The organism is Marinobacter sp. RI1 (assembly GCF_041155085.1).
Lineage (GTDB): Bacteria > Pseudomonadota > Gammaproteobacteria > Pseudomonadales > Oleiphilaceae > Marinobacter > Marinobacter nauticus.
The window spans coordinates 1,473,952-1,500,761 of the sequence record NZ_AP031605.1 but is presented as its reverse complement, the minus strand read 5'-3'; the positions used below and the strand labels follow the sequence as shown (position 1 = coordinate 1,500,761).

General features: G+C 59.4%; 20 protein-coding genes. 10 read left to right on the top strand and 10 right to left on the bottom strand.

Annotated elements, in window-relative coordinates:
- Positions 1–82 precede the first annotated feature (82 nt).
- The 4 genes from ACAM27_RS06650 to ACAM27_RS06635 are packed head-to-tail and all read left to right on the top strand — an operon-like array spanning position 83 to position 4,123.
- Positions 83–784: a DUF3348 family protein gene (locus tag ACAM27_RS06650; RefSeq protein ID WP_328798355.1), complete on the top strand. Its 702-nt coding sequence runs from the start codon at positions 83–85 to the stop codon at positions 782–784.
- On the top strand, positions 781–2,853 hold the full coding sequence (locus ACAM27_RS06645) for a DUF802 domain-containing protein (RefSeq protein WP_222196797.1): 2,073 nt from the start codon (positions 781–783) through the stop codon (positions 2,851–2,853). The genes ACAM27_RS06650 and ACAM27_RS06645 overlap by 4 nt, the downstream gene beginning before the upstream one ends.
- Positions 2,853–3,506 carry an OmpA family protein gene (locus ACAM27_RS06640; protein WP_011786471.1) on the top strand — a complete coding sequence of 218 codons (654 nt, stop codon included), beginning with the start codon at positions 2,853–2,855 and terminating at the stop codon, positions 3,504–3,506. The genes ACAM27_RS06645 and ACAM27_RS06640 overlap by 1 nt, the downstream gene beginning before the upstream one ends.
- 2 nt (positions 3,507–3,508) lie before the next feature.
- Positions 3,509–4,123: a DUF2894 domain-containing protein gene (locus tag ACAM27_RS06635; protein ID WP_222448824.1), complete on the top strand. Its 615-nt coding sequence runs from the start codon at positions 3,509–3,511 to the stop codon at positions 4,121–4,123.
- A gap of 43 nt (positions 4,124–4,166) precedes the next feature.
- On the opposite strand, the gene ACAM27_RS06630 is transcribed toward ACAM27_RS06635, so the two are convergent.
- The 10 genes from ACAM27_RS06630 to tkt form a co-directional block, all read right to left on the bottom strand.
- A complete protein-coding gene (locus tag ACAM27_RS06630) occupies positions 4,167–5,120 on the bottom strand; it encodes a transglutaminase family protein (RefSeq protein ID WP_011786473.1) in 954 nt (317 codons plus the stop codon).
- Between the two features lie 10 nt (positions 5,121–5,130).
- Complete coding sequence (locus ACAM27_RS06625) at positions 5,131–7,635, bottom strand: circularly permuted type 2 ATP-grasp protein (RefSeq protein WP_369612722.1); 2,505 nt, start codon at positions 7,633–7,635, stop codon at positions 5,131–5,133.
- A gap of 89 nt (positions 7,636–7,724) precedes the next feature.
- Positions 7,725–11,027, bottom strand: a complete 3,303-nt coding sequence (locus ACAM27_RS06620) for a DUF2126 domain-containing protein (protein ID WP_222196789.1) — start codon at positions 11,025–11,027, stop codon at positions 7,725–7,727.
- Positions 11,028–11,062: 35 nt separating this feature from the next.
- A complete protein-coding gene (locus ACAM27_RS06615) occupies positions 11,063–12,001 on the bottom strand; it encodes an alpha-E domain-containing protein (RefSeq protein ID WP_011786476.1) in 939 nt (312 codons plus the stop codon).
- A gap of 1 nt (position 12,002) precedes the next feature.
- Positions 12,003–13,463, bottom strand: coding sequence for a circularly permuted type 2 ATP-grasp protein (locus tag ACAM27_RS06610; protein WP_011786477.1), 1,461 nt, complete (start codon positions 13,461–13,463; stop codon positions 12,003–12,005).
- A gap of 14 nt (positions 13,464–13,477) precedes the next feature.
- Entirely contained in the window at positions 13,478–14,539 is a 1,062-nt protein-coding gene (locus ACAM27_RS06605) for a putative zinc-binding metallopeptidase (RefSeq protein ID WP_023012217.1), read from the bottom strand.
- A gap of 230 nt (positions 14,540–14,769) precedes the next feature.
- Positions 14,770–15,834: a class II fructose-bisphosphate aldolase gene (gene fba / locus ACAM27_RS06600; RefSeq protein WP_011786479.1), complete on the bottom strand. Its 1,065-nt coding sequence runs from the start codon at positions 15,832–15,834 to the stop codon at positions 14,770–14,772.
- Positions 15,835–15,900: 66 nt separating this feature from the next.
- Positions 15,901–17,061 carry a phosphoglycerate kinase gene (locus ACAM27_RS06595; protein ID WP_222196788.1) on the bottom strand — a complete coding sequence of 387 codons (1,161 nt, stop codon included), beginning with the start codon at positions 17,059–17,061 and terminating at the stop codon, positions 15,901–15,903.
- A 92-nt stretch (positions 17,062–17,153) separates the two neighbouring features.
- Complete coding sequence (locus ACAM27_RS06590) at positions 17,154–18,182, bottom strand: type I glyceraldehyde-3-phosphate dehydrogenase (RefSeq protein ID WP_222196786.1); 1,029 nt, start codon at positions 18,180–18,182, stop codon at positions 17,154–17,156.
- A complete protein-coding gene (gene tkt, locus ACAM27_RS06585) occupies positions 18,182–20,182 on the bottom strand; it encodes a transketolase (protein ID WP_141067049.1) in 2,001 nt (666 codons plus the stop codon). The genes ACAM27_RS06590 and tkt overlap by 1 nt, the downstream gene beginning before the upstream one ends.
- A gap of 236 nt (positions 20,183–20,418) precedes the next feature.
- Here tkt and ACAM27_RS06580 point away from each other — a divergent pair, with 236 nt between their 5' ends.
- The 6 genes from ACAM27_RS06580 to ACAM27_RS06555 all read left to right on the top strand — a co-directional run bounded on the left by ACAM27_RS06580 (position 20,419) and on the right by ACAM27_RS06555 (position 26,810).
- Positions 20,419–21,420, top strand: coding sequence for a metalloregulator ArsR/SmtB family transcription factor (locus ACAM27_RS06580; RefSeq protein ID WP_222197207.1), 1,002 nt, complete (start codon positions 20,419–20,421; stop codon positions 21,418–21,420).
- 143 nt (positions 21,421–21,563) lie between these two features.
- The gene (metK, locus tag ACAM27_RS06575; protein ID WP_222196784.1) at positions 21,564–22,754 is read left to right on the top strand and encodes a methionine adenosyltransferase; all 1,191 of its coding nucleotides are present in this window, start codon (positions 21,564–21,566) and stop codon (positions 22,752–22,754) included.
- Between the two features lie 73 nt (positions 22,755–22,827).
- The gene (ahcY, locus tag ACAM27_RS06570) at positions 22,828–24,222 is read left to right on the top strand and encodes an adenosylhomocysteinase (protein WP_222196783.1); all 1,395 of its coding nucleotides are present in this window, start codon (positions 22,828–22,830) and stop codon (positions 24,220–24,222) included.
- 12 nt (positions 24,223–24,234) lie between these two features.
- Positions 24,235–25,104: a methylenetetrahydrofolate reductase [NAD(P)H] gene (gene metF / locus ACAM27_RS06565; RefSeq protein ID WP_011786486.1), complete on the top strand. Its 870-nt coding sequence runs from the start codon at positions 24,235–24,237 to the stop codon at positions 25,102–25,104.
- Between the two features lie 204 nt (positions 25,105–25,308).
- The gene (locus ACAM27_RS06560) at positions 25,309–26,067 is read left to right on the top strand and encodes a transporter substrate-binding domain-containing protein (RefSeq protein ID WP_023008554.1); all 759 of its coding nucleotides are present in this window, start codon (positions 25,309–25,311) and stop codon (positions 26,065–26,067) included.
- A gap of 71 nt (positions 26,068–26,138) precedes the next feature.
- Positions 26,139–26,810 (top strand): amino acid ABC transporter permease, encoded by a 672-nt coding sequence (locus ACAM27_RS06555; RefSeq protein WP_031210002.1) that lies wholly within the window; start codon positions 26,139–26,141, stop codon positions 26,808–26,810.

Below are 26,810 nucleotides of genomic sequence, written 5' to 3'. Positions count from 1 at the left end.
TTCTCACGCTACAGTCATTATCATTCACTCCGCTTAGCCAGTAGAATAGCGAGCTTTGAACGCTACCTGTGCGGAAACCGGAGTGAAACCCCAGCCAATGCCCTCGCAACCTCTGGCAAATACTGGTCCCAGAGCCAGGCTATTGCGCCAACTGGATGATTCAGCGACAACGCTGGATGGCAGCCAGTTGCCCTGCTTTGCAGAGCGACTCAGCCGGCTGTTCGGCCTGGGTGACACCATGACCCTGGATGCGGCCATTGGTTATCGGGCGAAACCGCCAGGCACGCCTCAGGGTGCCGTGGTAGACCGGTTAACCGATGAGCTGGCGACAATACGCCGAGCGCTGGTTCAGCGTATTCGCGGATTTGGCTCAGATCTGGAGTTTGATGGTGAACCCGAACCTGAAGTCGCTCTCAATGCCTGGCTGACATTACAGCGTAAGGTGGCGGCCAACAGCCGTCAGTTGCGGGACAAGGTTCGAAAATCGATGAAAGATCAGGGCCCGAAGCTGGCTCACCTGGCCGAATTGGACGCGGTGTTTGATCAAACGATGGCCGGGTATACCGCACAGTGTTTTTCCCATATTCCCAAGGTACTTGAACAACGATTCGAGCACCGATCGACCACCCCGGAGCAATGCCCTACCCCGGCCACAACGGCCGACTGGTTCCACCGTTACTGCGAGGAAGCGCAGTCTTTGTTACTCGCTGAACTGGATGTTCGGCTGGAACCGGTTCTGGGTTTGCTGGAGGCTTGCCACAAAGAGGTTAACAACACCCCATGAGTAAACTGTTCTTTACCCTGGCGTTTGCCATCGGCCTGGCCGTGGTAGCCTGGATTGGTGCCGGATTTGTCGGTTCCGACCTGCTGGCGCTGGCGTTTACCGGCCTGATTGGCGCCGTTTACTGCCTCGGCTTTGGCGAACTGGTGAATTTCCGCCGACAGACCCGCGAACTGAACGCACAGGTTCATCAGTTACCTGAAAGCCAGGAGCAGGTTAACCACTGGCTTGGCACACTGCCCGCCCCGATGCAGCTCCCGGTGCAACGGCGAATCGAGGGCCATGCCGCCGCATTACCCGGCCCGCAACTGACACCCTACCTGACCGGCCTGCTGGTGATGCTGGGCCTGCTGGGCACCTTTGCCGGCATGATTGTGACCCTTGGCGGCGCCGCCTCGGCCCTGGATAACAGCACCGAACTGAGCGCTATTCGCAGCGCACTGGCCGCTCCGATTGCCGGTTTGAGTCTCGCCTTTGGCACCTCCATTGCCGGTGTGGCCGCCTCCGCTATGCTGGGGCTGGCCTCCACCCTGAGCCGTCGGGATCGGTTGCAGGCTTCCCGCGCCCTGGATAGTGCGCTGCGAGACAAGCTGCATCATCTTTCTACAGACCATCAACGCCATCAGGCGTTTCAGGCTCTGGAGAGCCAGGCCAAAGCCTTGCCCGAAATGGCCTCGGCCATGGAACGCATGACGGCACGAATGGAGCAGCTCGGCCAGCAACTGGAACAGTCCCTGACCCGAAACCAGCAGGAATTCCACAGCACGGTCGGCAGCCACTACCAGACACTGGCCGATTCTGTGGCCCAATCCCTGAAATCGGCGCTGGATGACAGCGCAAAACAGGCTTCGCAACGGATTGAGCCCATTGTTATCCATGCCATGGAGCAGCTTCAGAAAGATGCTCACAGCCTTCAACAAAGCTGGGCTAATGATGCCCGCCAGCAGTTAGCGGAACTGACCGCCGCTTTCCAGAAAACCACTGCAGAAGCCGGCGAACGCTGGCAGCAGAATCTGATTGCACAGCAGGCCCAGAACCAGGAGACGTTGGCGACCCTCTCAAAGCAGAACGAACAAACTCAAAGCCAGTTGCAGGAACAACTCCACACCTGGCTTGGCGCCATCAACGATCAGCACCAAACCTGGCTCAAGGAACAGCAGCAACAACTGGTACAGAGCTGTGAACGCCTGAACAATGCCGGAGCTGAGGTGTCGCAACACTGGCAGGCCGGTCTGGCCCGACAGCAGGCTCAAAGTGACGACATGCTGGCAGCATTCAATGAGGCGCTGACTCAATACCAAAGCCATTTCCAGACCAGCAGCACCGGGTTGATTGAGCAGCAACAGGCCGGGCTGGCGGAACTGCTCAGCACCGTTGGCGCTCAGCTCGATCAACTCCGGGAACAGGAAAGCGAACGAGCCCGGGCTGCAAACGAGCGAATGGAACAACTGGAAGCCACAGCAGCACGCCACCTGAGTGAGCTGGGCACTGCACTGGAAGCGCCCATGACCCGCCTGATTGAGACGGCTTCGGAAACACCGAAGGCCGCCGCCGAGGTGATCCGACAGCTGCAGTCGGAAATCGCCCGCAACAGCGAGCGGGAAAACGAGCTGCTGGAGGAACGCCAGCGACTGGTTCAGGAGCTGGACACCCTGCTGGAGAACCAGCGCAGCACCGCTGACAGTCAGCGGGAGGCGGTGGATACGCTGATCCGCGGCGCCGGCGAAACCCTGACCGGCATCAGCGAGCGCTTCAACACCCTGATCCAGGAACAGAGCCAGCAACTGGGCAAACTGGGCAACGACATTACCGGCAGCAGCCAGGAAGTCGGCGCCCTGAGCGATGCGTTCATGCAGGCCATTGAGCTGTTCAGCCAGTCCAACCAGCAGGTCATCGCCGGCCTGGCGGACATCCAGGCAGCGCTGGACAAGGCCGGCAATCGGCACGATGAGCAACTGGCCTACTACGTCGCCCAGGCCCGCGAGGTGATTGATCTCAGCGTCAGTGCCCAGAAAGATGTGATTGATGCCGCTGCGGCGCTGCGCCGGGCAGAATCCAGCGAGGCCGGGTGATGGAACAGCTGGAAGGCGGCGAACAGCAATCGGCACCGGTCTGGGCTATTTTCTCGGACCTGATGGCGGCGCTTGTGGGTATTCTGGCGCTGATTCTTGTGTGGGTGATCGGCATTCAGCTGGAGCTCAGCCAGTCCCTGGCCGAGGAGATCGAGAAGCGGGAAGCCGAAGAACAGCGCCGGATGGCTCTGGAGCAAGCTCTCGAAGATCCGCTCACCAAAGGTCTGGTGACGTTCCGCGATGGCCGTATCGGCATCAGCGGTAACGTATTGTTCGAGCTGAATTCAGACCAGTTGCAGGCCGAAGGTGAAGAAGTACTGGAATCACTGATTCGCCCGCTACAGGCCTACCTGGAACAGCACGATGAACTGCTGATGGTGAGCGGATTCACCGACGACTTGCCGATGCATCCGGGCAACCGTTATCAGGACAACTGGGGCCTGTCGGCCCAGCGGGCCCTGACGGTTACCCGAACCCTCACAGAGCTGGGCTTGCCCAATGACCGGGTATTCGCTGCCGCCTTTGGTCCTCACCACCCGGCCGTACCCAATGTCGATGCCGAATCCCGGGCCCAGAACCGGCGGGTGGAAATCAGTACCGTGCCTCGGGCGCCTTCGTCGGCTGAGGATACTGAAACCGGGGAAGGTGATTGACCATGAGCGAAGCCCCCGGCCCCTCCTTGCTGGAAAGCTTGAGGCAAAACGGCGCCGATCAGAATGACCCGGTTCGATTCCGCTATCTGGAGTCTTTCGAGCAAAGACTGCGCGCAAAGGGGCTGCATAAGGGAACGACGCACTGGCGGAAGCTGGAACAGGCGATATCGGACTATCAGGCAAGGCTGGACAGTGCCGGGCAGCGCGATGAGCCCACCCCCGATGTCGGCGGCAATTCGCCTCTTTCCGGGTTGCTGAACCAGCTGAATGAAACCCCAGAGGCATCGGTTGAAGCGCCGCAGTCGGTTCTGGAACAACGGGTATTCGGGCAGTCGCCACAAGAGCCGCCAAAGGCACATCCAGCCTCAGCACCCAATAACCCGCGCCCCCTGAAAGCCATGATCAGAGCCCAGGCAAACCAGGGCCATCACGTTATTGCCGAGCGAATTCGACACGCCATTGAAAGCACACCGAAAGAAGCGGGGCCGATGAACGCGCATCGGTTGGTAAGCCGTGCTATTGCTGAGATGCAGACGTTGTCACCGGAGTATCTGGCACGATTTGCTCGTTACACCGATACGTTGTTGACGTTGGAGCGGCTGGCGAGAAAGGGCTAGACAATGCTTTGTTTTAGCCCTGGCAGTGAATGACGGCCTCAACTCAGGGAGAGAGTTCTTCCAGGTAGGTTTCTCCATCTCCGTATAGCGAGGCAAACTCCTCCTCCGGAACAACGGTCACGGCAATCTCCGGTTCATGGTCACCACCGCCCAGCAACACGCCCCGCATCGGCGTTATATCGGAGAAGTCTCGCCCCCAGCCGAGGGTAATGTGCTCCAGGTCGGGCCTCAGCGCGTTGGTGGGGTCCAACTCCAGCCAACCGAAATCCGGCACGAACACCGCTACCCAGGCATGGGTGGCATCGGCACCGACCAGCCGCTCCTTTCCTTCCGGCGGGTGAGTCAGGATATAACCACTCATGTAACGGGCCGCCAGTCCCACCGAACGCAGGCAGGCGATCATAATATGGGAGAAATCCTGGCAGACCCCACGACGGGCCTTGAACGCCTGCTCCACCGGGGTGAAGGTTTCGGTCGCCGTCGCATCGAAGCGGAAGTCGCGATGGATCATCCGCATCAGGGCATCCGCTGCTTCCACCAGGGGGCGTCCGGGGAGAAATGCCTCGCGTGCATAAGCGGCGTACTGGGAATCGATGGGTACGTTGGTGGACACAAACCGGAACGCCGTGGCTTCGAGATGTGCCGGCGAAAACGTCCTGTCCGCCCGATACCGCAGGCTGTCACGCACGCTTTCCCAGGGTACTTTTGCCGCAGTTGCCGACGGCTTCGGTCGATCGCGCAGCTCCACCCAGAACTCGCTGATGATCTCCAGATAGTCGTGATCACCAGTGAAATGAATCTTGGTAATCCGGTTGCCAAAGCAGTCCAGGAAGGAACGACGTGCCGATGGATCCGGTGAGATCGCCAGGTGATGCTCAAGATTCCTCTGCCAGGGCAGCGCCCGCGGAGTCAGCCTGAGCAGGTGATGAGACTCACCCACCACCTGGTCGTAGTGGTAGAGGGTCTCATGACGCACATGGTAACGGACAAATGTCATGACAGGCGCCTTAATCCGCTTTCACCGGCCGGTCGGAATACCGGGTGTGAATAAAACACTGCCGTTGGATTTCATCCGATACACGATAGGCTTCTGACCGGATATCACACAAGAGCTCTGCCAGAGCTCCGCAGGCCTGATCCGGATGCTTGCGCTCAAACGGGTGCAGATCCAACCCTTGTAAACGACGCAGGGAGTCGTTCAGATCCGGGGAAAACAGCTGTCCGGTTTTCTGACCCATTTCGGGTAAATCCTTCTGCAACTGGCGCAACTGGAACATCACAGAATGGGGGTTGCTCGCGTCGATCACAATGGTGTGAAGCACCCCCAGAAGCTCTGGTGTCCGGCGATATCGGGTCCGGTAGGTCACTTCCGAGTTTGCCACTTCCAGCAGCCACTCCAGCATGGCGTTACGACTGAAACGGTCACTGAACAGCGGCACACAAATCAGGGTGCACAGATTGGCCAACCGCTCCAGGCGCCGCCCGATCACCAGGAAAACCCAACTGGCGTCCCGCGTAATGTCATCCATGGCAAATCCAGCCAGCGATATGCAATCCAGCAACACCAGATTCAACGCCCGGATTGATTGTTCTGGCGTCGCCGGCGCCGGACTGAGAGGTTTCCCGACCCGGTTGAGTGTGTGCCAGTTGTCTGTGGATAACCGATCCCGGACCTGGCTGGCATTGAACAGCAAGGCCTGGATGATCGACGCAATCGACCCCGGGGATTCCTGGTCACTTACTGCTCTCAGCAAAGCCTCGGGGAGGGGCTCGGGTACGGCATCTTTTTCCGGCTCAGGAAGCGTACCGAACTGCTCGGCCGCCTGCTGGAGCCCAAGCAGTGCCTCCTCACTGGCCTGATCGTGCCCCGACAACCGGTTGAACGCCGCCCTCAGCAAGCGAGCCGTGCCTTCCGCCCGCTCAGAATGTCGGCCCATCCAGAACAGATTTTCGCCCACACGGGACGGAGTGTCCCGCTCGCCATCCAGCAGGTCGGAAACCTGCAACCGTTTCTTGATCAGCGATTTGGATGGCGCAGTGTAACGCGACTGTACCCAGGTATCCTTCGACAACCCGCCCCGCTGCATGGAGATGACCTCCACGCCCTCATCCATGGCGACACGGGTCAATCCACCGGGCATCACCCGCCAGCCGGAGGGCGTGGCCGCCGCGAACAGGCGCAGGCCAATAGACCGGGTTGCCAGCGGCTGGTTCTGATCACCCTTCCAGACCGGGGCCTGAGAAAGGTGAACCAACTCCTGCCCGACAAAAGCATGGGGGTGGGCATTCATCTTCTTGATGAGTGCGGTCCGTTCTGCCCCCTTCATCTGATAACCGAACACCGGCTCCATGCGCATACTCGCAAATGCCGGTTTGATGACCAGTTCATCGAGGTGCTCAATGACATAGTCCAACGCGGGTTTTTCACCACACCACCAGGAGGCCACGGATGGCATAGCCAGAGGTGAACCCAGCAGTTTTTTTGAAATCTCCGGCAGAAAACCGAACAGCGCCGCACTTTCAAGAACGCCGGAGCCCAGGGCGTTTGCCATCAGCACTTTGCCGGCTCGCACAGCACCCAGCAAGCCGGGGATACCCAACACGGAATCGGCACGGAGTTCCAGCGGATCACAAAAGCCATCATCGAGCCGGCGATAGATGGCATGCACACGACGCAGGCCCTGAAGTGTTTTCAGGTAGACCGTGTCATCGCGCACGGTGAGATCCTGACCTTCCACCAGAGGTAAACCGAGGTAGCGGGCAAGAAATACGTGTTCGAAATAGGTTTCGTTAAAACGGCCCGGTGTCAGAAGCACACACAACGCGGTCTCATTTCGCGCCGGAGACATGCTCGCAAGACTGTTCTGGAACCCCTGGAAGAATTCCACCAGGTTGGTCACTGGCAGGTTGTGGAAGGGCGCGGGGAACGCCCGGGAGATGACCAACCGGTTTTGCAGGGCGTAACCCGCCCCCGAAGGGGCCTGGGTCCTGTCCGCCATCACCCACCAGCCGCCATCCGGCGCCCGCGCCAAGTCCACTGCATAAAGGTGAAGGAAGCGGCCACTCACCGGCTGTATGCCCTGGCAGGGCCATTGAAAACCAGCCTGACCGTAAACCAGGGCCGGCGGCATCAACCCCTCTTTGAGCAACGCCTGATCGCCATACAGATCGCCCAGAACGCTGTCCAGCAGTTCAGCTCGCTGGGCGACCGCTTTCGAAAGCCATTGCCACTCATCCGCGCCCAGAACCAGCGGCAGCAGATCGACCTCCCAGGGCCGGGTATCGCCACGGGGATCTTCGTAGACGTTGTAGGTTACCCCGTCTTCGGCAATCGCGCTGGAAACCGCCTGAGCCCTGAGATTGAGACCGGCGACCGACTCAAGGTTCAACTGTTGCAACAACGGCCGCCAATGGGGCTTTGGCCCGGAACCCAGGGAACCAAGCTCATCAAACCGATCCGGCACCGGATGGTACTGGCGGAGGATGTCCGTTACTGCGCGCTGCTTCGCCACCGTGAATTCGGGCTCCGTTAGTCAATGAGCTGGAAGCATAGCCGCTTTCCAGCCCCCTGAGCCAGTATCAAACGGTAAGTTCACACATGTTATTTGTGATACCGCAAATCCAGGGTGAACGGGAACTCCCGGTGCTCCGGCACCGGCCGCAGGGGTTGCTGGCCTGAGCTGTGTCCCATCCGGAAGAAACGCGCCATACGGCGGCCTTCAGCCTCGAACGAATTCACCGGCAGCGTCTCGAAATTCCGGCCACCGGGATGGGTCACGTGATACTCACACCCGCCCAGACTGCGTTCGTTCCAGGTGTCCACGATATCAAACACCAGCGGCCCATCCACCCCGATGGTCGGGTGCATGCACTGCGACGGCTGCCAGGCCCGGTAACGGACCCCGGCGACCGACTCGCCCACCATGCCGGTAGGCTGAAGTGGCAGAGGCACCTGATTACAGGTGATCTGGTAACGATCCGGCGCAGCACCGCGCACCCTCACCTGCAGACGCTCCAGGGAGGAATCCACATAACGGGCAGTGCCACCAATTGCACCGTGCTCACCGGTGACGTGCCAGGGCTCCAGGGCGGATCGCAGTTCAAGGGTGATGCCCTTGACCTTGTAGTCGCCGATCCGGGGGAACCGGAACTCGAAATGGGGCGCGAACCACTCGCTCTCCAGCGGGTAACCACGGGCCTTCATATCGTCGATCACATCTTCGAAATCCTGCCAGACATAGTGAGGCAGCAGGAACCGGTCGTGCAGTTCGGTGCCCCAGCGCACCAGCCCTGGCGGCTTGTAGGGTTGCTCCCAGAAGCGTGCCACCAGCGCGCGCAACAGCAGCTGCTGGGTCAGGCTCATGCGGGCATGGGGCGGCATCTCGAAGGCACGCAGCTCCAGCAAACCGTGACGCCCGCCCGGACCGTCCGGGGAATAGAGCTTGTCGATACAGAACTCGGCCCGGTGGGTGTTGCCGGTGACATCGGTGAGCAGGTCCCGGAGCAAGCGGTCCACCATCCAGGGCGCGATTTTCTTGCCCACCGGGCATAACCGCTCCATCTCCTTGAAGGCCAGCTCCATTTCGAACACGTGGTCATTGCGGGCCTCGTCAATCCTGGGGGCCTGGGAACTGGGGCCAATGAACAGGCCGGAGAACAGGTAGGACAGACTGGGATGGTTGTGCCAGTAGCTGATCAGGCTGCGCAACAGATCCGGGCGCCGCAGGAACGGAGAATCTTCGGCCGTTTGCGAACCCAGCACAAAATGGTTGCCGCCACCGGTACCGGTATGACGGCCGTCCATCATGAACTTCTCAGACGTAAGCCGGCATTCGTAGGCGTCTGCATAGAGCGTCTCGGTCTGCTCTACCAATTCGTCCCAGGTCTTGACCGGCTGCACATTCACTTCGATCACCCCCGGATCCGGGGTAATCCGGAAATGACTCAACCGTGGGTCGGAAGGTGGCTCATAGCCTTCCAGCAAGACCGGTTGTTTGAGCTCTGCGGCGGTTTTCTCGATGGCCGAGACCAGCACAAGATAGGGTTCCAGCTCCGCCAGCGGCGGCATGAAAACGCGAAGGATGCCCTCCCGGGGCTCAACACACAGGGCCGTGCGGACAATCTCGGGGGCCGACTTGCCTTTTGCCGGCGGCTTCCGCTCCGAAGACGGCTGGCCAGACTGGCTTCGGCTGTTCCATTGACGGATCTGCTCACTGGCGGGCAACGGACCACGGGGGGCAAACGGGTCCTGCTCGTGTATCCAGGGGTAATCCGCTTCTTCCACCCAGGGCTGGCTGTCCAGCGGCAGTCGGTGGCCCATGGGTGAGCCGCCCGGAATCAGATAGCAGCGCTCACTGCGCAGGAACCAGGGTCCGGTCTCCCAGGCCTTCTCCTTTTCGGAAACACGCAGTGGCAGCACGTAGCCGACGGGCTTATCCAGCCCCCGGCTGAAAATTTGCTGAAGCTGCTTCCGTTCCAGGGCATTGTCGAGCCTGGCATCGAAGGGATCGACGTTGACCGGCAGCCGTCGTTCCCGCCACAGGTAATAAAAGACATCCTCGAACCCAGGGAACAGGTGCTTTTCATCGACACCCAGTTCCCTCGCCAGGGCCCCCAAAAACCGGTGAGCATCTTCCGGGCTTGCCTTGCCTTCAGTACGCTCGTCCGCCAGCCACCGTTCATCCTGCCAGATTGGTTCACCATCCTTGCGCCAGAAACAGTTCAGGGACCACCGTGGCAGCGGCTCGCCCGGGTACCACTTGCCCTGGCCAAAGTGCACCAGCCCACCGGCTCCATACCGGTCCCGCATCCGATGGTAGAGCTCGATGGCCTTTTTCCGCTTGGTGGGGCCCATCGCCTCGGTGTTCCACTCCGGCTCATCACGGTCGTGATTGGCCACGAAGGTGGGTTCACCGCCCTGGGTCAAGCGCACATCCAGCTCGGTCAGGCGTTCGTCCACCTCATGCCCCAGATCCACAATGCGTTGCCACTGCTCCTCGGTGTAGGGTTTAGTCACCCGCGGCGCTTCCCAGATGCGCTGGACGCTCATCTGATGCTCAAATTCGACCTCGCAGTCTTCCACCATGCCGGAAATGGGCGCCGCCGAGGACGGATCCGGGCTGCAGGCCAGCGGAATATGCCCTTCACCGGCAAACAGGCCAGACGTCGGATCCAGTCCCACCCAACCGGCGCCGGGCAGGAAGACCTCGCACCAGGCGTGCAGGTCAGTGAAGTCTTCCTCCGCGCCCGAGGGACCATCCAGGGCTTTCAGGTCTGCCTTGAGCTGAATCAGGTAGCCAGAGACGAACCGCGCCGCCAGGCCCAGGTGCCGGAGAGTCTGGACCAGCAACCAGGTGGAATCCCGACAGGATCCGGACCCTTTTTTCAGGGTCTCTTCCGGCGTCTGTACGCCCGGCTCCATCCGGATCAGATAATCGATCCGGTTGGCAAGCCGCTGGTTTACGCCCACCAGGAAATCGACGCTGGGCGTTTCCTTGCGGTCTATGGTGGCCATCCACTTCCGGAATTCCGGTGTTTCCGGCAGTTTCTGCAAGTAAGGCGCCAGCTCCGCCGTCTGCCATTCCTCATAGTCGAAGGGAATGGTCTCCGCCCGGGGTTCCAGAAAGAAATCGAAAGGGTTGATCACGGCCATCTCGGCAACCAGGTCCACCGTGATTTTCAGCTCGTCGGTCTTTTCCGGAAACACCAGCCGGGCCAGATAGTTGGCCTGCGGGTCCTGTTGCCAGTTCAGGAAGTGACCTTCGGGCTCAACCTTCAGCGAGTAACTGAGAATCCGGGTGCGCGCATGTGGACAGGGTCGCAAACGAACAATCTGAGGGCCCAGGGTAATCGGGCGCTCGTAGCGATAATGGGTGGTATGACTCAGGGCAACGTGAATCGACATGGAACCTATCTCGCAGGCGAATAGTGTTGGGAGTTTCAGGCTGTCTCGTAGACAGGAAACCAGGTCTCTGCAATGTCGTCGTGAAGTTCACCGATCTCCAGCTGCAGGTTCTCCAGGAACAGGATCACGTCCTCCTTGCGGATCAACGCATCCACGTCGCCTTCACGGGTGTGACGGACCGCCTGCAGCGCCGTGCGTAGCGGAATCTCGTTCCTGGGCAGGCGACCGAGGGCACCGGCCACTTCGCTGAGACTGTGTAGCACCGAGCGCGGGAAGGGTTCGTTCTGCAACAGGAAGCGAATCACCAGAGGCCCGCTGACCTTGCGCCGCACGTTGTGGCGGTACATCTGGAAGGCACTCTGGTAGCGCAGAACGCTCGTCCACAATAGCCCGCCGTAGGTTTCCGTGCCGTCCCAGCCATCGAGGAACTGCAGAGCTCCCACTTCAATCTGACGGGTGGCCATGTCGGCCCGCTCAAGGTTGCGACCCACCCGGATGAAGTCGTAGCCCTCGTCGTGACTCATACACCCGGCCAGCAAACCATTGAGCATCTGGCAGCGGCCGACGATCTCGTTCAGGAAATCGTATCGCGCGCGTTTCCCCACCCCCTGGTCGATGTACTCCTGGATGTAACGATATAGTTCATTGATGACTTCCCAGGCGTCGGTCGGTACCTGGTCCCGGGTGGTGCGAACATTCTCCCGGGCAGCCTTGATGCAGGAGGCGATGGAGCTCGGGTTGTAACTGTCGGCCATCAGAAACTTCACACAGTTGCGCTCATCGGCCTTCTGGTGGTGCTGGTCAAACAGCGCACCCATGCCCGTCACCGCCACCAGTCCCTTCCAGGACAGCTGGGTCTCCCGGGGCATATCCAGTGCCAGGGAATTGAAAGCCATGATCATCCGGGCATTGTTCTCGGCCCGCTCAAGGTATCGGGCCATCCAGTACAGTCTTTCCGCTACACGTGACAGCACATCAATTCTCCTCGTCCACGATCCAGGTATCCTTGCTTCCACCGCCCTGGGAAGAATTCACCACCAGGGAGCCCTTGCGCATCGCCACCCGCGTGAGCCCGCCGGCGGTAACGTAGGTTCGCACGCCCTGCAGCACGAAGGGCCGCAGATCCAGGTGCCTCGGCGCCAAACCCTCGTCGCACAGCGTGGGAGCGACAGACAGACTCAACGTGGGCTGGGCGATGTAGTTGCGTGGGTTCTTCTTGATCAGACGGGCAAATTCGGTGCGCTGCTTCTTGGTGGAATGCGGCCCCACCAGCATGCCGTAACCACCGGACTCATTCGCCGGTTTGACCACCAGCTCGTCCAGGTGCTCGAGCACATACTCCTGGTCCTGCTTGTTCACACACATATAGGTGGGCACGTTCGGGATGATCGGCTCCTCATCGAGGTAATAGCGGATCATGTCCGGCACGAAGGCGTAGATCACCTTGTCATCGGCCACTCCGGCACCGGGCGCATTGGCCAGGCCAACCTTGCCATTGCGCCAGGCTCGCATCAGGCCCGGCACGCCCAGGGTAGAGTCTGCCCGAAAGACTTCCGGGTCCAGAAAGTCGTCATCAATGCGCCGGTAGATCACGTCCACGCGCTCCAGGCCTTCTACTGTGCGCATGTACACGCAATCGTCTTCACCAACGACGAGATCAGCCCCCTCCACCAGCTCGGCACCCATGCGTTGCGCCAGGAACGAGTGCTCGAAATAGGCCGAATTGAAAATCCCCGGAGTGAGTACCGCAATTCTTGGATGATCCTGGGGCCTTGGAGAAATCGACGCCAGCATGTCGAACAGCTGGTTGGTGTAGTCATCCACCGGCAGGATACTGTTGTTGTCGAACAGTTCCGGGAACACCCGCTTGGTCAGTTGGCGATTCTCCAGCATGTAGGAAACACCGGAAGGAACCCGCAGGTTGTCCTCAAGAACATATACCTTTCCGTCCTTGTCCCTCACCAGATCCGATCCGCAAATGTGGGCCCAGACCCCCAGTGGCGGCGTAAAACCACGGCACTGCTCGCGGAAGTTTTTGGAGTTGGCGAACACGTACTTGGGAATGACCTTGTCTTTGACGATATTCTGGTCGTTGTAGATATCGTTAATGAACATGTTGAGGGCCGTCAGGCGCTGGGCCAGCCCTTGTTCAATGTTTTCCCACTCCCGGAGCGAGATCACCCGGGGAATGATATCGAAAGGCCAGGCCCGGTCGATATTCTCGCCCTCGCTGTAGATGGTGAAACTGATCCCCATCTCCAGTATCGCCAGTTCGGCAGCCTGCTGGCGCGCCTGGATCTCCTCGGACCCGAGATTGCCCAGGTAGTCGGTAATCGCCGTCGCGGCTCGTCTGGGCTTCCCTTTGGCAGCGATCAGCTCATCGTAGAAGTCGTTGGGATCGTAGTTTTTCCAGTCAATCGCTTTGTTCTTTTTCATTCGGGATCCTTTCATTAACGTCCGTGAGCGATCTGGTGCACCAGACGGAGCTTCTCCACCACCGCAGGCGCCAGCACAAAGGGGTAGGCGTCGTCGTGCCCCATGCTTCGGTTCAGGCTGTTGAGCGCAAGCGTCAAAGGCAACCAATGCCTGATCAGCGCATCGAAATCACCGGTCTGGCAGGGGTCGAAGGCAGGGCCTGTTTCGCCGCTTGTTTCCTCGGGCTGCAAGGTATTCACACGCAGACCGAGCTGCCAGGCGGTTTCCAATGTATCCACCATATGCAGATAATGTGCCCAGGTCTCTGCCCAGTCCTCCCAGGCATGGCTGCTGGCATAGGCGCTGATGTATCGGCTTTGCCAGTCAGAGGACGGGCCGTATTGGTAATGCTGGTCCAGCGCTTGCCTGTAGTCCCTGGTCTCATCACCAAAAAGGTCCCGGAATTTGCCAAGCCACGGGCTACTCCGGACAAGCAGATCCCAGTAATAGTGTCCGGACTCATGGCGAAAATGCCCTAAAACAGTGCGATACGGCTCGGCCATCTGGTTGCGCATCCGCTCGCGTTCCACCGGGTCTGCTTCGGCAATGTTGATGGTAATGACGCCATTGGCATGGCCTGTCGTTACTTTTTCACGCTCGTCAAACATAGCCGGCTGATCGGCCAGAAAATCGAATGCCAGCCCAAGCTGATCTTCGTTCCGGGGTTCGCACGGGAGTCCCAGGCGCAATACGGAATACACAAGCCGCCGTTTCTCTTTTTCGAGACGACGCCAGAGGTCATTGTTCTTCTCGATGCTGAGATCCGGGATTGTGCGATTCAGGCGACAGGCAACACAGAAGGTATGCGGATCGGTTTTGGGGATCAGCCAGTTACAGGCTCGCTGATTCTGATAGTTGTCACACAACCGGTAGAGATCACCACGTGCGACCGTCGCCCAGGTGTTATCGCCTTCCGGCTCGATCGCCAGCAAATCCATGACATCCGGGGCAAAGCCCAGGTCAGCTCCGCAATGGGTACAGCGACTGTTTTCAAAATAAAGCAGGTTGGCACATCGACCGCAGTGGAACAGCTTCATTGGAAGGCATCCTTGGCCATTACCGGCACGAGCATGCCTTCAAGTATTGGCCATCCAGGCCAAAACGCAAAAATCTGCCGTTAAGCAATACCAATCTTCGAAGCGACAACCCTTGCCGTTGGCATCCTGTTCTTTGTTGCAGCGATAAGTGCGGGGATCAACACGGGCGATGGGCTTTCAGCTCACCCATCAGAAAAAGCCCCCGGAGGTCGGGGGCTTCAAGACGGGTCTTACTTGACCTTCGGGTCCAGCTCGCCAGCCGCATAACGTTCGAACATCTGTTCGAGGTTCAGCGGCTTGATCTTGCTGGCCTGGCCGGCACAGCCGAAGGCTTCGTAGCGGGCGACACAGATATCGGTCATGGCAACCATGGTGGCCTTGAGGAATTTGCGCGGGTCAAATTCCGCCGGGTTCTGAGCCATGAAGCGACGAACAGCACCGGTAGAGGCCAGGCGCAGGTCGGTGTCGATGTTGACCTTGCGCACGCCGTGCTTGATACCTTCGACGATTTCTTCCACCGGTACACCGTAGGTTTCCGGGATCTCGCCACCGAATTCGTTGATCACTTTCAGCCACTCCTGAGGTACGGAGCTGGAGCCGTGCATAACCAGGTGGGTGTCCGGGATGCGGGCGTGGATGGCTTTGATCTGGTCGATGGCCAGGATGTCACCTGTAGGCGGACGGGTGAACTTGTAGGCGCCGTGGCTGGTGCCGATGGCGATAGCCAGAGCGTCGACCTGGGTTTTCTGCACGAAGTCAGCGGCTTCTTCCGGATCGGTCAGCATCTGGCTGTGATCCAGGGTGCCTTCGGCGCCAATGCCGTCTTCTTCACCGGCCTGGCCTGTTTCGAGGGAGCCCAGGCAGCCCAGCTCACCTTCTACGGAGACACCACAGGCGTGGGCCATTTCAACGGTACGACGGGTCACGTCGACGTTGTATTCGTAGCTGGTCGGCGTTTTGCCGTCTTCACCCAGGGAGCCGTCCATCATCACGGAGCTGAAGCCAAGCTGGATGGAGCGCTGGCATACGGCCGGGCTGGTGCCGTGGTCCTGGTGCATAACCACGGGGATGTGCGGCCATTCTTCGATGGCGGCCAGGATCAGGTGGCGCAGGAAAGGCGCACCGGCGTATTTGCGGGCACCGGCGGAGGCCTGGACAATGACCGGGGAGTCGGTTTTGTCGGCCGCTTCCATGATGGCGCGCATTTGTTCGAGATTGTTTACGTTAAAGGCTGGCACACCGTAACCATGCTCGGCGGCGTGGTCCAGAAGTTGCCGCAGCGAAATCAGGGCCATGGGTTGTCTCCTTCGTTGACGTTTTGAGGTTTGAATTCTGTTCGTTTTGGATTTTGGAGTGGCGTCTTAATTACCACGCTCTTCCAGCACGGCTACTGCCGGCAGGGTTTTGCCTTCCACGAATTCGAGGAACGCGCCGCCGCCGGTGGAGATGTAGGAAATCTTGTCAGCTACGCCGTATTTGTCAACGGCAGCGACGGTGTCGCCGCCACCGGCCAGGGAGAAGGCGTCGCTTTCGGCGATGGCCTGGGCGAGTGCCTTGGTGCCGTTACCGAACTGGTCGAATTCGAACACGCCAACCGGGCCGTTCCACAGGATGGTTTTGGCGTTTTTCAGCAGTTCAGCGAACTGGCCGGCGGTTTCCGGGCCTACGTCGAGGATCATGTCTTCGTCGCTGACGTCGGAGATGTTTTTGGTCGTCGCCGTGGCGGTTTCAGCGAATTCGCTGGCGACCACCACGTCAACCGGCAGCGGGATTTCCACGCGGCTGGCGATGTCTTTGGCAGTGTCGATCAGGTCGTGTTCGCACAGGGACTTGCCTACCGGGTGGCCGGCTGCGGCCAGGAAGGTGTTGGCGATGCCGCCACCAACGATGATCTGGTCACACACTTTTTCCAGAGCGTTGAGCACGTCCAGCTTGGTGGAGACTTTCGAGCCACCAACGATGGCAACGACCGGCTTGGCTGGGTTATCCAGGGCTTTGCCGAGTGCTTCCAGCTCCGCTGCCAGCAGCGGGCCGGCGCAGGCTTCAGGGGCAAATCGGGCCACACCGTGGGTGGAGGCCTGGGCGCGGTGAGCGGTGCCGAAGGCGTCCATCACATAGATGTCGCACAGGGCGGCGTATTGCCTGGCCAGGTCCTCGTTGTCTTTCTTCTCGCCTTTGTTGAAGCGAACGTTTTCGAACAGCACTACTTCGCCGTCGGCCACTTCAACGCCGTCCAGATAATCCTTGATCAGGCGGACTTCCTGGCCCAGCAGGGTGCCCAGGTGTTCGGCAACCGGTTTCATGGAGGAGGCTTCGTCGTACACGCCTTCTTCCGGGCGGCCCAGGTGGGACATCAACATGACTTTGGCACCGGCGTCTTTGGCGGCCTTGATGGTGGGCAGCGAGGCGCGGATGCGGGCGTCACTGGATACTTTGCCGTCTTTGACCGGGACGTTCAGGTCTTCACGAATCAGAACCCGCTTGCCGGCGAGGTTCAGGTCAGTCATTTTCTTGATGGCCATAATCAGGTTCCGTAGTTATGGGTTCAAAGGTGCAAATTCTAAGCCTAAGGCTGGAGCCTGACTCCCTTCGGGATCAGCCCCCACAATATTCTTCAGGTTTTGCTCAACCAGGTTCTGCTGACATCCAGCATGCGATTGGCAAAGCCCCACTCGTTGTCAAACCAGCACAACACTTTCACCATGGTGCCACCGGTGACTCGGGTCTGCCCGCCATCGACCACGCCGGAATGGGAATCATGGTTGAAGTCAGAACTGGCCAGCAGTTCATCGGTATAGCCGAGGATACCCTTCAATGAGCCAGCGGATGCACCGCACAGCAACTGATTCACTGTGGCTATGTCGGTCGGCTCACGCACGTTAACCACCATGTCTATGGCAGAGACATTCAGCGTTGGCACGCGCATGGCGACCGAGCTGAAACGGCCTTCCATATGAGGCAACAAGCGCTCGATACCGCGGGCCAGGCCAGTGTCTACGGGCACAATATTGTGCAGGGCACTTCGGGTACGGCGCAGGTCCTGATGGTGGTAGGCATCGATGACCGGCTGGTCGTTCATGGCGGCGTGAATCGTGGTGGTACTGCCCTGCTCTACGCCAAAGGCATCGTCCAGGACCTTGATGACCGGTACCAGGCAGTTGGTGGTGCAGGAGCCCGCAGCTACGATCACGTCCTGACCGTTCAGGTCCCCGTCGTTAATGCCGAAGACCACCGTGCGGTCGACATCCGGATCGCCCGGCTGGGAAAACAGCAGGCGCTGGGCACCGGCTTCAATATGCTTTTCCGCCGTGGCCCGGTCAGAATAGGCGCCGGAGCATTCCAGCACCAGATCCACATCCAGCAGTCGCCAGGGCAGTTCCTCGGGTTCAGGGTGACGCAATACGCGGATGTGGTCGCCGTTCACAACCAGGTTATCGCCATCCACGGCCACCTCACCGTGAAACCGCCCGTGGGTGGAGTCGTATTTGGTGAGGTGGGCAATGGTGTCGATATCCGACAACTCGTTGATCGCGACCACCTGCAGATGGTCGCGATAGCCGTGTTCATAAAGGGCCCGCAACACGCACTGGCCGATGCGGCCGTACCCGTTGATGGCAATTCGAAACGGCGTTGCGTTGGTCATCAGGCGTCCAGCAGTTCGTCAGCCACTTCCAGGATGTTGTCGACAGTAAAGCCGAACTCCTTGAACAACTCACCGGCCGGCGCAGATTCACCAAAGGTGGTCATGCCAACGATGCGACCGTCCAGGCCCACGTACTTGTACCAGTAGTCCGCAATGCTCGCTTCAATGGCGATGCGGTTGGTGACTTCCAGCGGCAACACCTGCTGTTTGTACTCGGCACTCTGGGCATCGAATACGTCAGTGGACGGCATGGATACAACACGCACCGCTTTGCCCTGCTCACGCAGCTTGGCAGCAGCGTCCTGGGCCAGGCCCACTTCGCCGCCGGTGGCGATGAGAATCAGCTCCGGAGTGCCTTCGCTGTCAGACAGGATGTAACCACCTTTGGCCACATTCGCCAGCTGCTCGGCATCACGCTGCTGGTGCGGCAGTCCCTGGCGGGAGAAAACCATGGCAGTCGGGCCATCCTTACGCTCCAGGGCCGCTTTCCAGGCCACCGCAGACTCCACGGTGTCGGCCGGGCGCCAGGTGCTCATGTTCGGGGTGGTGCGCAGGCTGGCCAGCTGTTCGATAGGCTGGTGGGTCGGGCCATCTTCACCCAGACCGATGGAATCGTGGGTAAAGACAAAGATCGAGCGCTGCTTCATCAGTGCGGCCATGCGCACGGCATTACGGCAGTATTCCATGAAGATCAGGAAGGTAGCGCCGTAGGGCACGAAGCCGCCGTGCAGAGCGATACCGTTCATGATGGCCGCCATGCCGAATTCGCGCACACCGTAATATATGTAGTTACCGGAGGCGTCTTCCTTGGTCACGCCTTTACAGCCCGACCAGATAGTCAGGTTGGAACCGGCCAGGTCGGCAGAGCCACCCATCAGCTCCGGCAGCAGCGGGCCGTAGGCGTTCAGGGAATTCTGGGACGCCTTACGGGAGGCAACGGTCTCGCCCTTGTCCTGGCATTCCTGGATATAGGCCTGGGCTTTTTCGGCGAAGTCTGCCGGCAGATCACCCGCCATGCGGCGTTTGAACTCGGCGGCCAGTTCCGGCTCGGCCTTCTCATAGGCCGCAAATTTCTCTTCCCAGGCACTCTGTGCAGCCTGGCCTTTTTCTTTGGCATCCCACGCGGCGTAGATCTCGGACGGCACCTCGAACGGGCCGTGCTGCCAGCCCAGGGCTTCGCGGGTCAGAGCGATTTCATCGTCACCCAGCGGGGCACCGTGACACTCTTCCTTGCCCTGCTTGTTGGGGGAACCGAAGCCGATAATGGTCTTGCAGCAAATAATGGTGGGCTGTGCGGTGTTAGCACGGGCAGCTTCAATGGCCGCACGGATGGCATCGGAATCGTGACCATCAACATTGGGGATAACCTGCCAGCCGTAGGACTCGAAACGCTTGGGCGTGTCGTCGGTGAACCAGCCTTCTACTTCACCATCAATGGAGATGCCGTTGTCATCATAGAAGAACACCAGTTTACCCAGGCCCAGGGTGCCGGCCAGAGAGGCGACTTCGTGGGAGATACCTTCCATCAGGCAGCCGTCGCCCAGGAACGCATAGGTGTAGTGGTCAACAATGTCGTGGCCCGGACGGTTGAACTGAGCAGCCAGTGCCTTCTCTGCGAGCGCGAAGCCAACAGCATTGGCGATGCCCTGCCCCAGCGGGCCGGTGGTGGTCTCGATGCCCGGGGTATAACCGTATTCCGGATGGCCCGGTGTTTTGGAGTGCAGCTGACGGAAGTTCTTCAGGTCATCAATGCTGACGTCGTACCCGCTCAGGTGCAGCAGGGAATACTGCAGCATGGAGCCATGGCCGTTAGACAGCACGAAGCGGTCACGGTTGGCCCAATGCGGGTTGGCCGGGTTGTGGCTGAGGTAATCGTTCCACAGCACCTCGGCGATATCCGCCATACCCATGGGCGCACCCGGGTGGCCGGATTTGGCTTTCTGAACCGCATCCATGCTCAGCGCGCGAATGGCGTTGGCGAGATCTTTACGGGACGGCATTGACAATTCTCCAGTGTTTTTCAGGAAAAGACTTCAAGCTGCAAATACTGCTCAAAAAGAAGGCGCGTATTTTCGCCGATTAGGGTATGCCGGGGCAAATCCATATGTAGTGGTTTTCCGATGAAGCCGGCACAAAATCACCAAACCGACTGATTTCACAGAACTCATAAATCTATATCAAAAAATTTTGATATGGCTATTGATCGACCAACCGAACGCCCCTACACTTGCCAACCATGACCTCACTCAATGCACATGCGAACGAATTGTCCTCTGTGGACGTACTGGCCCCGATCTTCAAGGCGAGCGGCGACCCCCTGCGCCTGGAAATCCTGCGGGTGCTGCGGCGGGACACCTTCGGTGTGCTGGAGCTGAGCCAGATGTTCGACATGCGCCAGTCCGGCATGAGCCATCACCTGAAAGTGATGCACAAGGCCGGCTTGCTGGAGCCCCAGCGGGAAGGCAATGCCATTTTCTATCGTCGCCCGCTGAATCTGGACAGTGACAAACTGGCCGACCAGGCGATCCGCCAGATTTTCGAAACCGTCGACAGGGTTGCCCTGCCCCGGCACCTGAATGAAAAGATTGAAGCCATACGAGAGCAGCGGGCGGGACAGTCCCAGGCCTTTTTCTCCCGGCACTCCGAACAATTCCGGGAACAGCAGGAACTGATTGCAGCCTTTGACCTGTACGCCGAGCCTACCGCGGAACTGATTCGCAAGCGTGCGGCGAGGCAGTCATGGCGGAGCGTTCTGGAAATCGGACCGGGTGAAGGCGGGTTCCTGCCGGTACTGTCGGAGCTGTTCCAGCATGTGGTTGGCCTGGACAACAGCAAGGACATGCTGGCCAAGGCGACGCGCACCTGCATAGAGGAACACCTGAACAACGTCGACCTGATCGAAGGCGTGACCGACACCCTGCTGGCGCGGGGCGACGCCTTTGACCTGATCGTAGCCAACATGGTGCTGCACCATGTGCCCAGCCCGGCGGACATTTTTCTGGACGCCGCAGCCCTGATGAACAGTGGCGGTTGTCTGGTCGTCAGTGATCTGTGCAGTCACGACCAGGACTGGGCCAAAGAAAACTGCGGCGACCTGTGGCTGGGCTTCGAGCCGGAAGAGCTGACTTCCTGGGCGGCCGACGCCGGGCTGACCGCCGGCGAACAGCTGTTTATAGGCCTGCGCAACGGGTTCCAGGTACAGGTAAGAGAATTCTGGAAGAGTACAGAAGCGGCGTAACCAATCGCCGTCACAGGAATATCAAAAACTTTTGATATGGGTGTAGGTAGTTTTACGTATGCCCTAACAACAACCAAGGCAGCCGGTAGGTCAAACAGGACGGAGCCGGTACGAATTTGCAATCGCTCAAGAGGAGCACACCTATGTCTGACTACAACATCTTCACCTCCGAATCGGTCTCCGAAGGCCATCCGGACAAACTGGCCGACCAGATTTCCGATGCGGTACTGGACGCCATCCTGACCGACGATCCGCACGCGCGCGTGGCCTGCGAAACCATGGTCAAGACCGGCGTGGCCATCGTCGGCGGTGAAATCACCACCAGCGCCTGGGTCGATCTGGAAGACCTGGTACGCGGTGTGATCAAAGACATCGGCTACACCTCCTCTGAAGTAGGCTACGACGGCGACACCTGTGGTGTGATCAACATCATCGGCAAACAGTCCGTCGACATCGCCCAGGGCGTTGACCGCCAGAAGCCGGAAGACCAGGGCGCAGGCGACCAGGGACTGATGTTCGGCTACGCCAGCAACGAAACCGACGTGCTGATGCCGGCGCCGATCACCTTCTCCCACCGCCTGGTTCAGCGCCAGGCCGAAGCCCGCAAGAGCGGCCTGCTGCCGTGGCTGCGTCCGGACGCCAAGAGCCAGGTCACCTGCCGCTACGAGAACGGCAAGGTTGTGGGTATCGATGCTGTGGTTCTGTCTACCCAGCACGACCCCGACGTCACCCAGGCCGACCTGAAAGAAGCGGTGATGGAGCTGATCGTCAAGCACACCCTGCCGGCTGACCTGCTGCACAAAGACACCCAGTTCCACATCAACCCGACCGGCAAGTTCGTGATCGGTGGCCCGGTGGGCGACTGTGGCCTGACTGGCCGCAAAATCATCGTAGACACCTACGGCGGCATGGCCCGTCACGGTGGTGGCGCCTTTTCCGGCAAAGACCCCTCGAAGGTTGACCGTTCTGCTGCCTACGCCGGACGTTACGTCGCCAAGAACATCGTCGCCGCCGGGCTGGCCGAGAAGTGCGAGATTCAGGTGTCCTACGCCATCGGTGTAGCTCAGCCGACCTCCATTTCCCTGAACACCTTTGGCACCGGCAAGATCAGCGACGACAAGATCATCGACCTGGTTCGCGCGCACTTCGACCTGCGTCCGTACGCGATCACCAACATGCTCGACCTGCTGCACCCGATGTACCGGGCCACCGCAGCTTACGGCCACTTCGGCCGTGATCCGTACGAGATGACCGTCGGTGGCAAGACCTTCACCGCGTTCCCGTGGGAGAAAACTGACCGTGCGGCAGCCCTGAAAGACGCTGCGGGCATCTGAACAGACCATTCCGGATAACTGGGCGTATTCCATTTCACCGAATACGCCCAAACCAAACTGACAGGAGAACACCATGAGCACTCCGGCCGAAAAACTGAACGACTTCCAGGACTACAAAGTCCGCGACATCACCCTCGCCGACTGGGGCCGCAAGGAAATCAAGATCGCCGAAGGCGAAATGCCCGCCCTGATGAAACTGCGCGAGAAGTACAAAGCGGAACAGCCGCTGAAAGGCGCCAACATCATGGGCTGCATCCACATGACCATCCAGACCGCCGTGCTGATCGAAACCCTGGTCGAACTGGGCGCCAACGTACGCTGGTCCTCGTGCAACATCTTCTCCACTCAGGATCAGGCCGCAGCCGCCATCGCTGCGCAAGGGATCCCGGTGTTTGCCTGGAAAGGTGAAACTGACGAAGAATACGAGTGGTGCCTGCACAAGACCGTCGGTGCGGACGTAGACGACTGGGAGCCGAACATGATCCTGGACGACGGCGGCGACCTGACCGAGCTGCTGCACAAGGAATACCCGCAGGTGATCGCCAAGTGCCACGGCGTAACCGAAGAAACCACTACCGGCGTGCACCGCCTGCAGGAAATGCTGCGTGACGGTACCCTGAAGATCCCGGCGATTAACGTCAACGACTCGGTGACCAAATCCAAGAACGACAACAAGTACGGTTGTCGTCACAGCCTGAATGATGCCATCAAGCGTGCCACCGACCACCTGCTGTCTGGCAAGAAAGCGCTGGTCATCGGCTACGGCGACGTAGGTAAGGGTTCCGCCCTGTCCCTGCGTCAGGAAGGCATGATCGTCAAAGTCACCGAAGCAGATCCGATCTGTGCCATGCAGGCCTGCATGGACGGTTTTGAAGTTGTGTCCCCATATATTGACGGCGTGAACACCGGCACCGAGCAGGGCATCAACAAGGATCTGCTGGCCAACACCGACCTGCTGGTAACCACCACCGGTAACGTCAACGTGTGCGATGCCAACATGCTGAAAGCGCTGAAGAGCGGCGCCGTGGTATGCAACATCGGGCACTTCGATAACGAAATCGATACCGCCTACATGCGCAAGAACTGGGAGTGGGACGAGGTCAAGCCGCAGGTGCACGTGATCTACCGCGACAAGGCCAGCAACGACCACCTGATCCTGCTGTCGGAAGGCCGCCTGGTGAACCTGGGCAACGCCACCGGTCACCCGTCCCGTATCATGGACGGCTCCTTTGCCAACCAGGTGCTGGCACAGATGTATCTGTTCGAGCGCAAGTTTGCCGACCTGCCGGAAGATTCCAAGGCCAAGGGCGTTTACGTACAGGTTCTGCCCAAGCAGCTGGACGAGGAAGTGGCCCGCGCCATGGTGGAAGGCTTTGGTGGCGTGATCACCAAGATGACTCCAGACCAGGCGAAATACATCGGTGTACCGGTCGAAGGCCCGTACAAGCCGGAAAGCTACAGGTACTAATCGGACACAAACATGGAATCCCAGAAGCAATTCAAACGCCGCTTCAGTTTCGAGTTTTTCCCGCCCAAGACCGATCAGGGCAAGGAGAAGCTGCAAGCGGTGCGTAACCAGCTGGCCGAGGTGAACCCGGATTTCTTCTCGGTCACCTTCGGGGCGGGCGGTTCCACCCGGGACCGCACCATCGAGACTGTGCTGAACCTGCACCAGCAGGGCATCTCCACGGCACCGCACCTCTCCTGCGTGGGCGGTACCCGGGAAGAAATCGGCGAGCTGCTGGATGTGTATAAAGAGAACGGCATCAACCGGATCGTTGCCCTGCGCGGCGATATGCCATCGGGTATGGGCGCTTCCGGTGAACTGCGCTACGCCAACGAACTGGTGGAATTTATCCGGCAGCACAGCGGCGATCACTTCAATCTGGAAGTGGCTGCTTACCCGGAGTTTCACCCTCAGGCCCGCAACGCCGAAGAAGACCTGAAGAACTTCGCACGGAAAGTACAGGCCGGTGCCAACAGCGCCATCACCCAGTACTTCTTTAATGCTGACAGCTACTTCTACTTCATCGACCGTCTGGAGCAGATGGGCGTCACCATTCCGGTGGTACCGGGCATCATGCCCATCGTCAACTTCTCCAGCCTGGTGCGGTTCTCGGACATGTGCGGCGCGGAGATCCCGCGCTGGATCCGCAAGCAGCTGGAAGCCTACGGTGACGACACGGACAGCATCCGCAAGTTCGGTGAGGAAGTGGTCACTGAAATGTGCCAAAAACTGCTCAAGGCCGGGGCTCCAGGGTTGCACTTCTATACTCTGAACCAGGCTGAACCCAGCCTTTCCATCTGGAAGAATCTGGGCATCAGCGACCGGGAGAAAATCGCGTTCTGACACGCCTTCCCGGCCGCTGCAGAGAGGGGCTCCGGCCCCTCTTTCCTTTCATAACCGCCTGATTTCCTGCAAATCCTGTCTCCATAGTCTAAACTGTATCTGATGCATCCCCATCAACGCTCCCTGTGATGCACGGCCACAAAGAGTGCTTTCACAGACTGCCTTACCGGGCAGACGGGGCATAAAAAACAGAAAGGAGAAAGCATGAGCACGAAATGGCTGAAAACACTGGGTGCTGGCCTGGCACTGTCTGTAGCCGCAACCTCAGTCAGCGCAGAGACCCTGCGCGTGGTCACCGACCCAAGCTTCGTCCCGTTTGAAATGATGGACCAGGAAACCGGAGAAATGATCGGTTTCGATATGGAGATCATTGCCGAAGTCGCCGAACGTGCAGGCTTTGATTACGACCTCAACACCATGGACTTCAACGGCATTATCCCGGCCTTGCAAACCGGCAACGTGGATATTGCCATCGCCGGCATCACCATTACCGATGAACGCGAGGAAATCGTCGATTTCTCCGATCCTTACTACGATTCCGGTCTGCGTATCCTGGTGAGCCAGAACAACGGCGACGTTGATGAAATGTCGGACCTGGAAGGCATGAAAGTCGGCACCAAGATTGGCAGCACCAGCTATGACTTCCTGATGAAAAGCCTGGACGACAACGACGGTGTAACGCCGTACCCCGGCAGCTCGGACATGTACATGGCGCTGATGTCCGGTGCCGTTGATGCGGTTTTCTACGATGCCCCAAATGTTGGCTACTTCGCCAGCACCCGCGGCAAAGGCAAGGTCAAGACCGTCGGCCCCCTGTATGAAGGCCAGCAGTACGGTATTGCCCTGAAAAACGGCAGTAAATGGGTCGGCCCGGTTAACGAGGCCCTGGCAGAAATCAAGGAAGACGGCACCTACAAGACCATTTATGAAAAATGGTTCGGCCCCATGCCTGAAGACAAGTAACCCGCCACTCGAACCGGCCGGGGCACACAATGCCCTGGCCGATTCCTCCCAACCCAACGGAGAAACACACTGTGGAATTCCAGTTTCAGTTTGACTGGCAGGCGGCCATCAATTCCATTCCCTACCTGGCCAAGGGTATTCCCTACACCCTGATGATTTCCTTCGGTGGCCTGGCCATCGGTTTTGTTCTGGGCATCGTGTTCGGCCTGCTCAGCATCAACAAGAATTGGTTCTTGCGCTGGCCCGCCACTGCCTACATCGAGATTTTCCGCGGCACCCCCATCCTGGTACAGGTGCTGTTTATCTTCTACGGCCTGCCCGACCTGGTTGGCGGCCCGATCGACCCGCTGACAGCCGGTATTGCCGCGATCGCCCTAAACTCCGGTGCCTATATCTCCGAAGTCGTCCGTGGTGGCGTGCAGTCCATTGACAAAGGCCAGACCGAAGCCGGTCTGTCTCTGGGCCTGTCACGCTCCCAGACTTTCTGGAACATTGTCTGGCCCCAGGCCTTCCGACGCATGATTCCGCCTTTGGGCAACCAGGCCATCGTCAGCATCAAGGACACCTCACTGTTCTCGGTCATCGGCGTGGGCGAACTGGTACGCCAGGGCCAGGTGTACATTGCCAATACCTTCACCGCATTCGAGGTGTATTTTGTGGTGGCCATCATGTACCTGGCCATTACGCTGTCCCTGTCACTGATCCTGCGGCTGCTTGAGCGCCGTGGTGTCGCGTCTGCCTGA

Coding starts and splice junctions, on each gene's coding strand:
- metF (WP_011786486.1), top strand. CDS start 24,235: ATGGAATCCCAGAAGCAATTCAAACGCCGCTTCAGTTTCGAGTTTTTC.
- ACAM27_RS06620 (WP_222196789.1), bottom strand. CDS start 11,027: ATGTCGATTCACGTTGCCCTGAGTCATACCACCCATTATCGCTACGAG.
- ahcY (WP_222196783.1), top strand. CDS start 22,828: ATGAGCACTCCGGCCGAAAAACTGAACGACTTCCAGGACTACAAAGTC.
- tkt (WP_141067049.1), bottom strand. CDS start 20,182: ATGCCGTCCCGTAAAGATCTCGCCAACGCCATTCGCGCGCTGAGCATG.
- ACAM27_RS06580 (WP_222197207.1), top strand. CDS start 20,419: ATGACCTCACTCAATGCACATGCGAACGAATTGTCCTCTGTGGACGTA.
- ACAM27_RS06590 (WP_222196786.1), bottom strand. CDS start 18,182: ATGACCAACGCAACGCCGTTTCGAATTGCCATCAACGGGTACGGCCGC.
- ACAM27_RS06635 (WP_222448824.1), top strand. CDS start 3,509: ATGAGCGAAGCCCCCGGCCCCTCCTTGCTGGAAAGCTTGAGGCAAAAC.
- fba (WP_011786479.1), bottom strand. CDS start 15,834: ATGGCCCTGATTTCGCTGCGGCAACTTCTGGACCACGCCGCCGAGCAT.
- ACAM27_RS06610 (WP_011786477.1), bottom strand. CDS start 13,463: ATGAAAAAGAACAAAGCGATTGACTGGAAAAACTACGATCCCAACGAC.
- metK (WP_222196784.1), top strand. CDS start 21,564: ATGTCTGACTACAACATCTTCACCTCCGAATCGGTCTCCGAAGGCCAT.
- ACAM27_RS06560 (WP_023008554.1), top strand. CDS start 25,309: ATGAGCACGAAATGGCTGAAAACACTGGGTGCTGGCCTGGCACTGTCT.
- ACAM27_RS06640 (WP_011786471.1), top strand. CDS start 2,853: ATGGAACAGCTGGAAGGCGGCGAACAGCAATCGGCACCGGTCTGGGCT.
- ACAM27_RS06605 (WP_023012217.1), bottom strand. CDS start 14,539: ATGAAGCTGTTCCACTGCGGTCGATGTGCCAACCTGCTTTATTTTGAA.
- ACAM27_RS06595 (WP_222196788.1), bottom strand. CDS start 17,061: ATGGCCATCAAGAAAATGACTGACCTGAACCTCGCCGGCAAGCGGGTT.
- ACAM27_RS06630 (WP_011786473.1), bottom strand. CDS start 5,120: ATGACATTTGTCCGTTACCATGTGCGTCATGAGACCCTCTACCACTAC.
- ACAM27_RS06645 (WP_222196797.1), top strand. CDS start 781: ATGAGTAAACTGTTCTTTACCCTGGCGTTTGCCATCGGCCTGGCCGTG.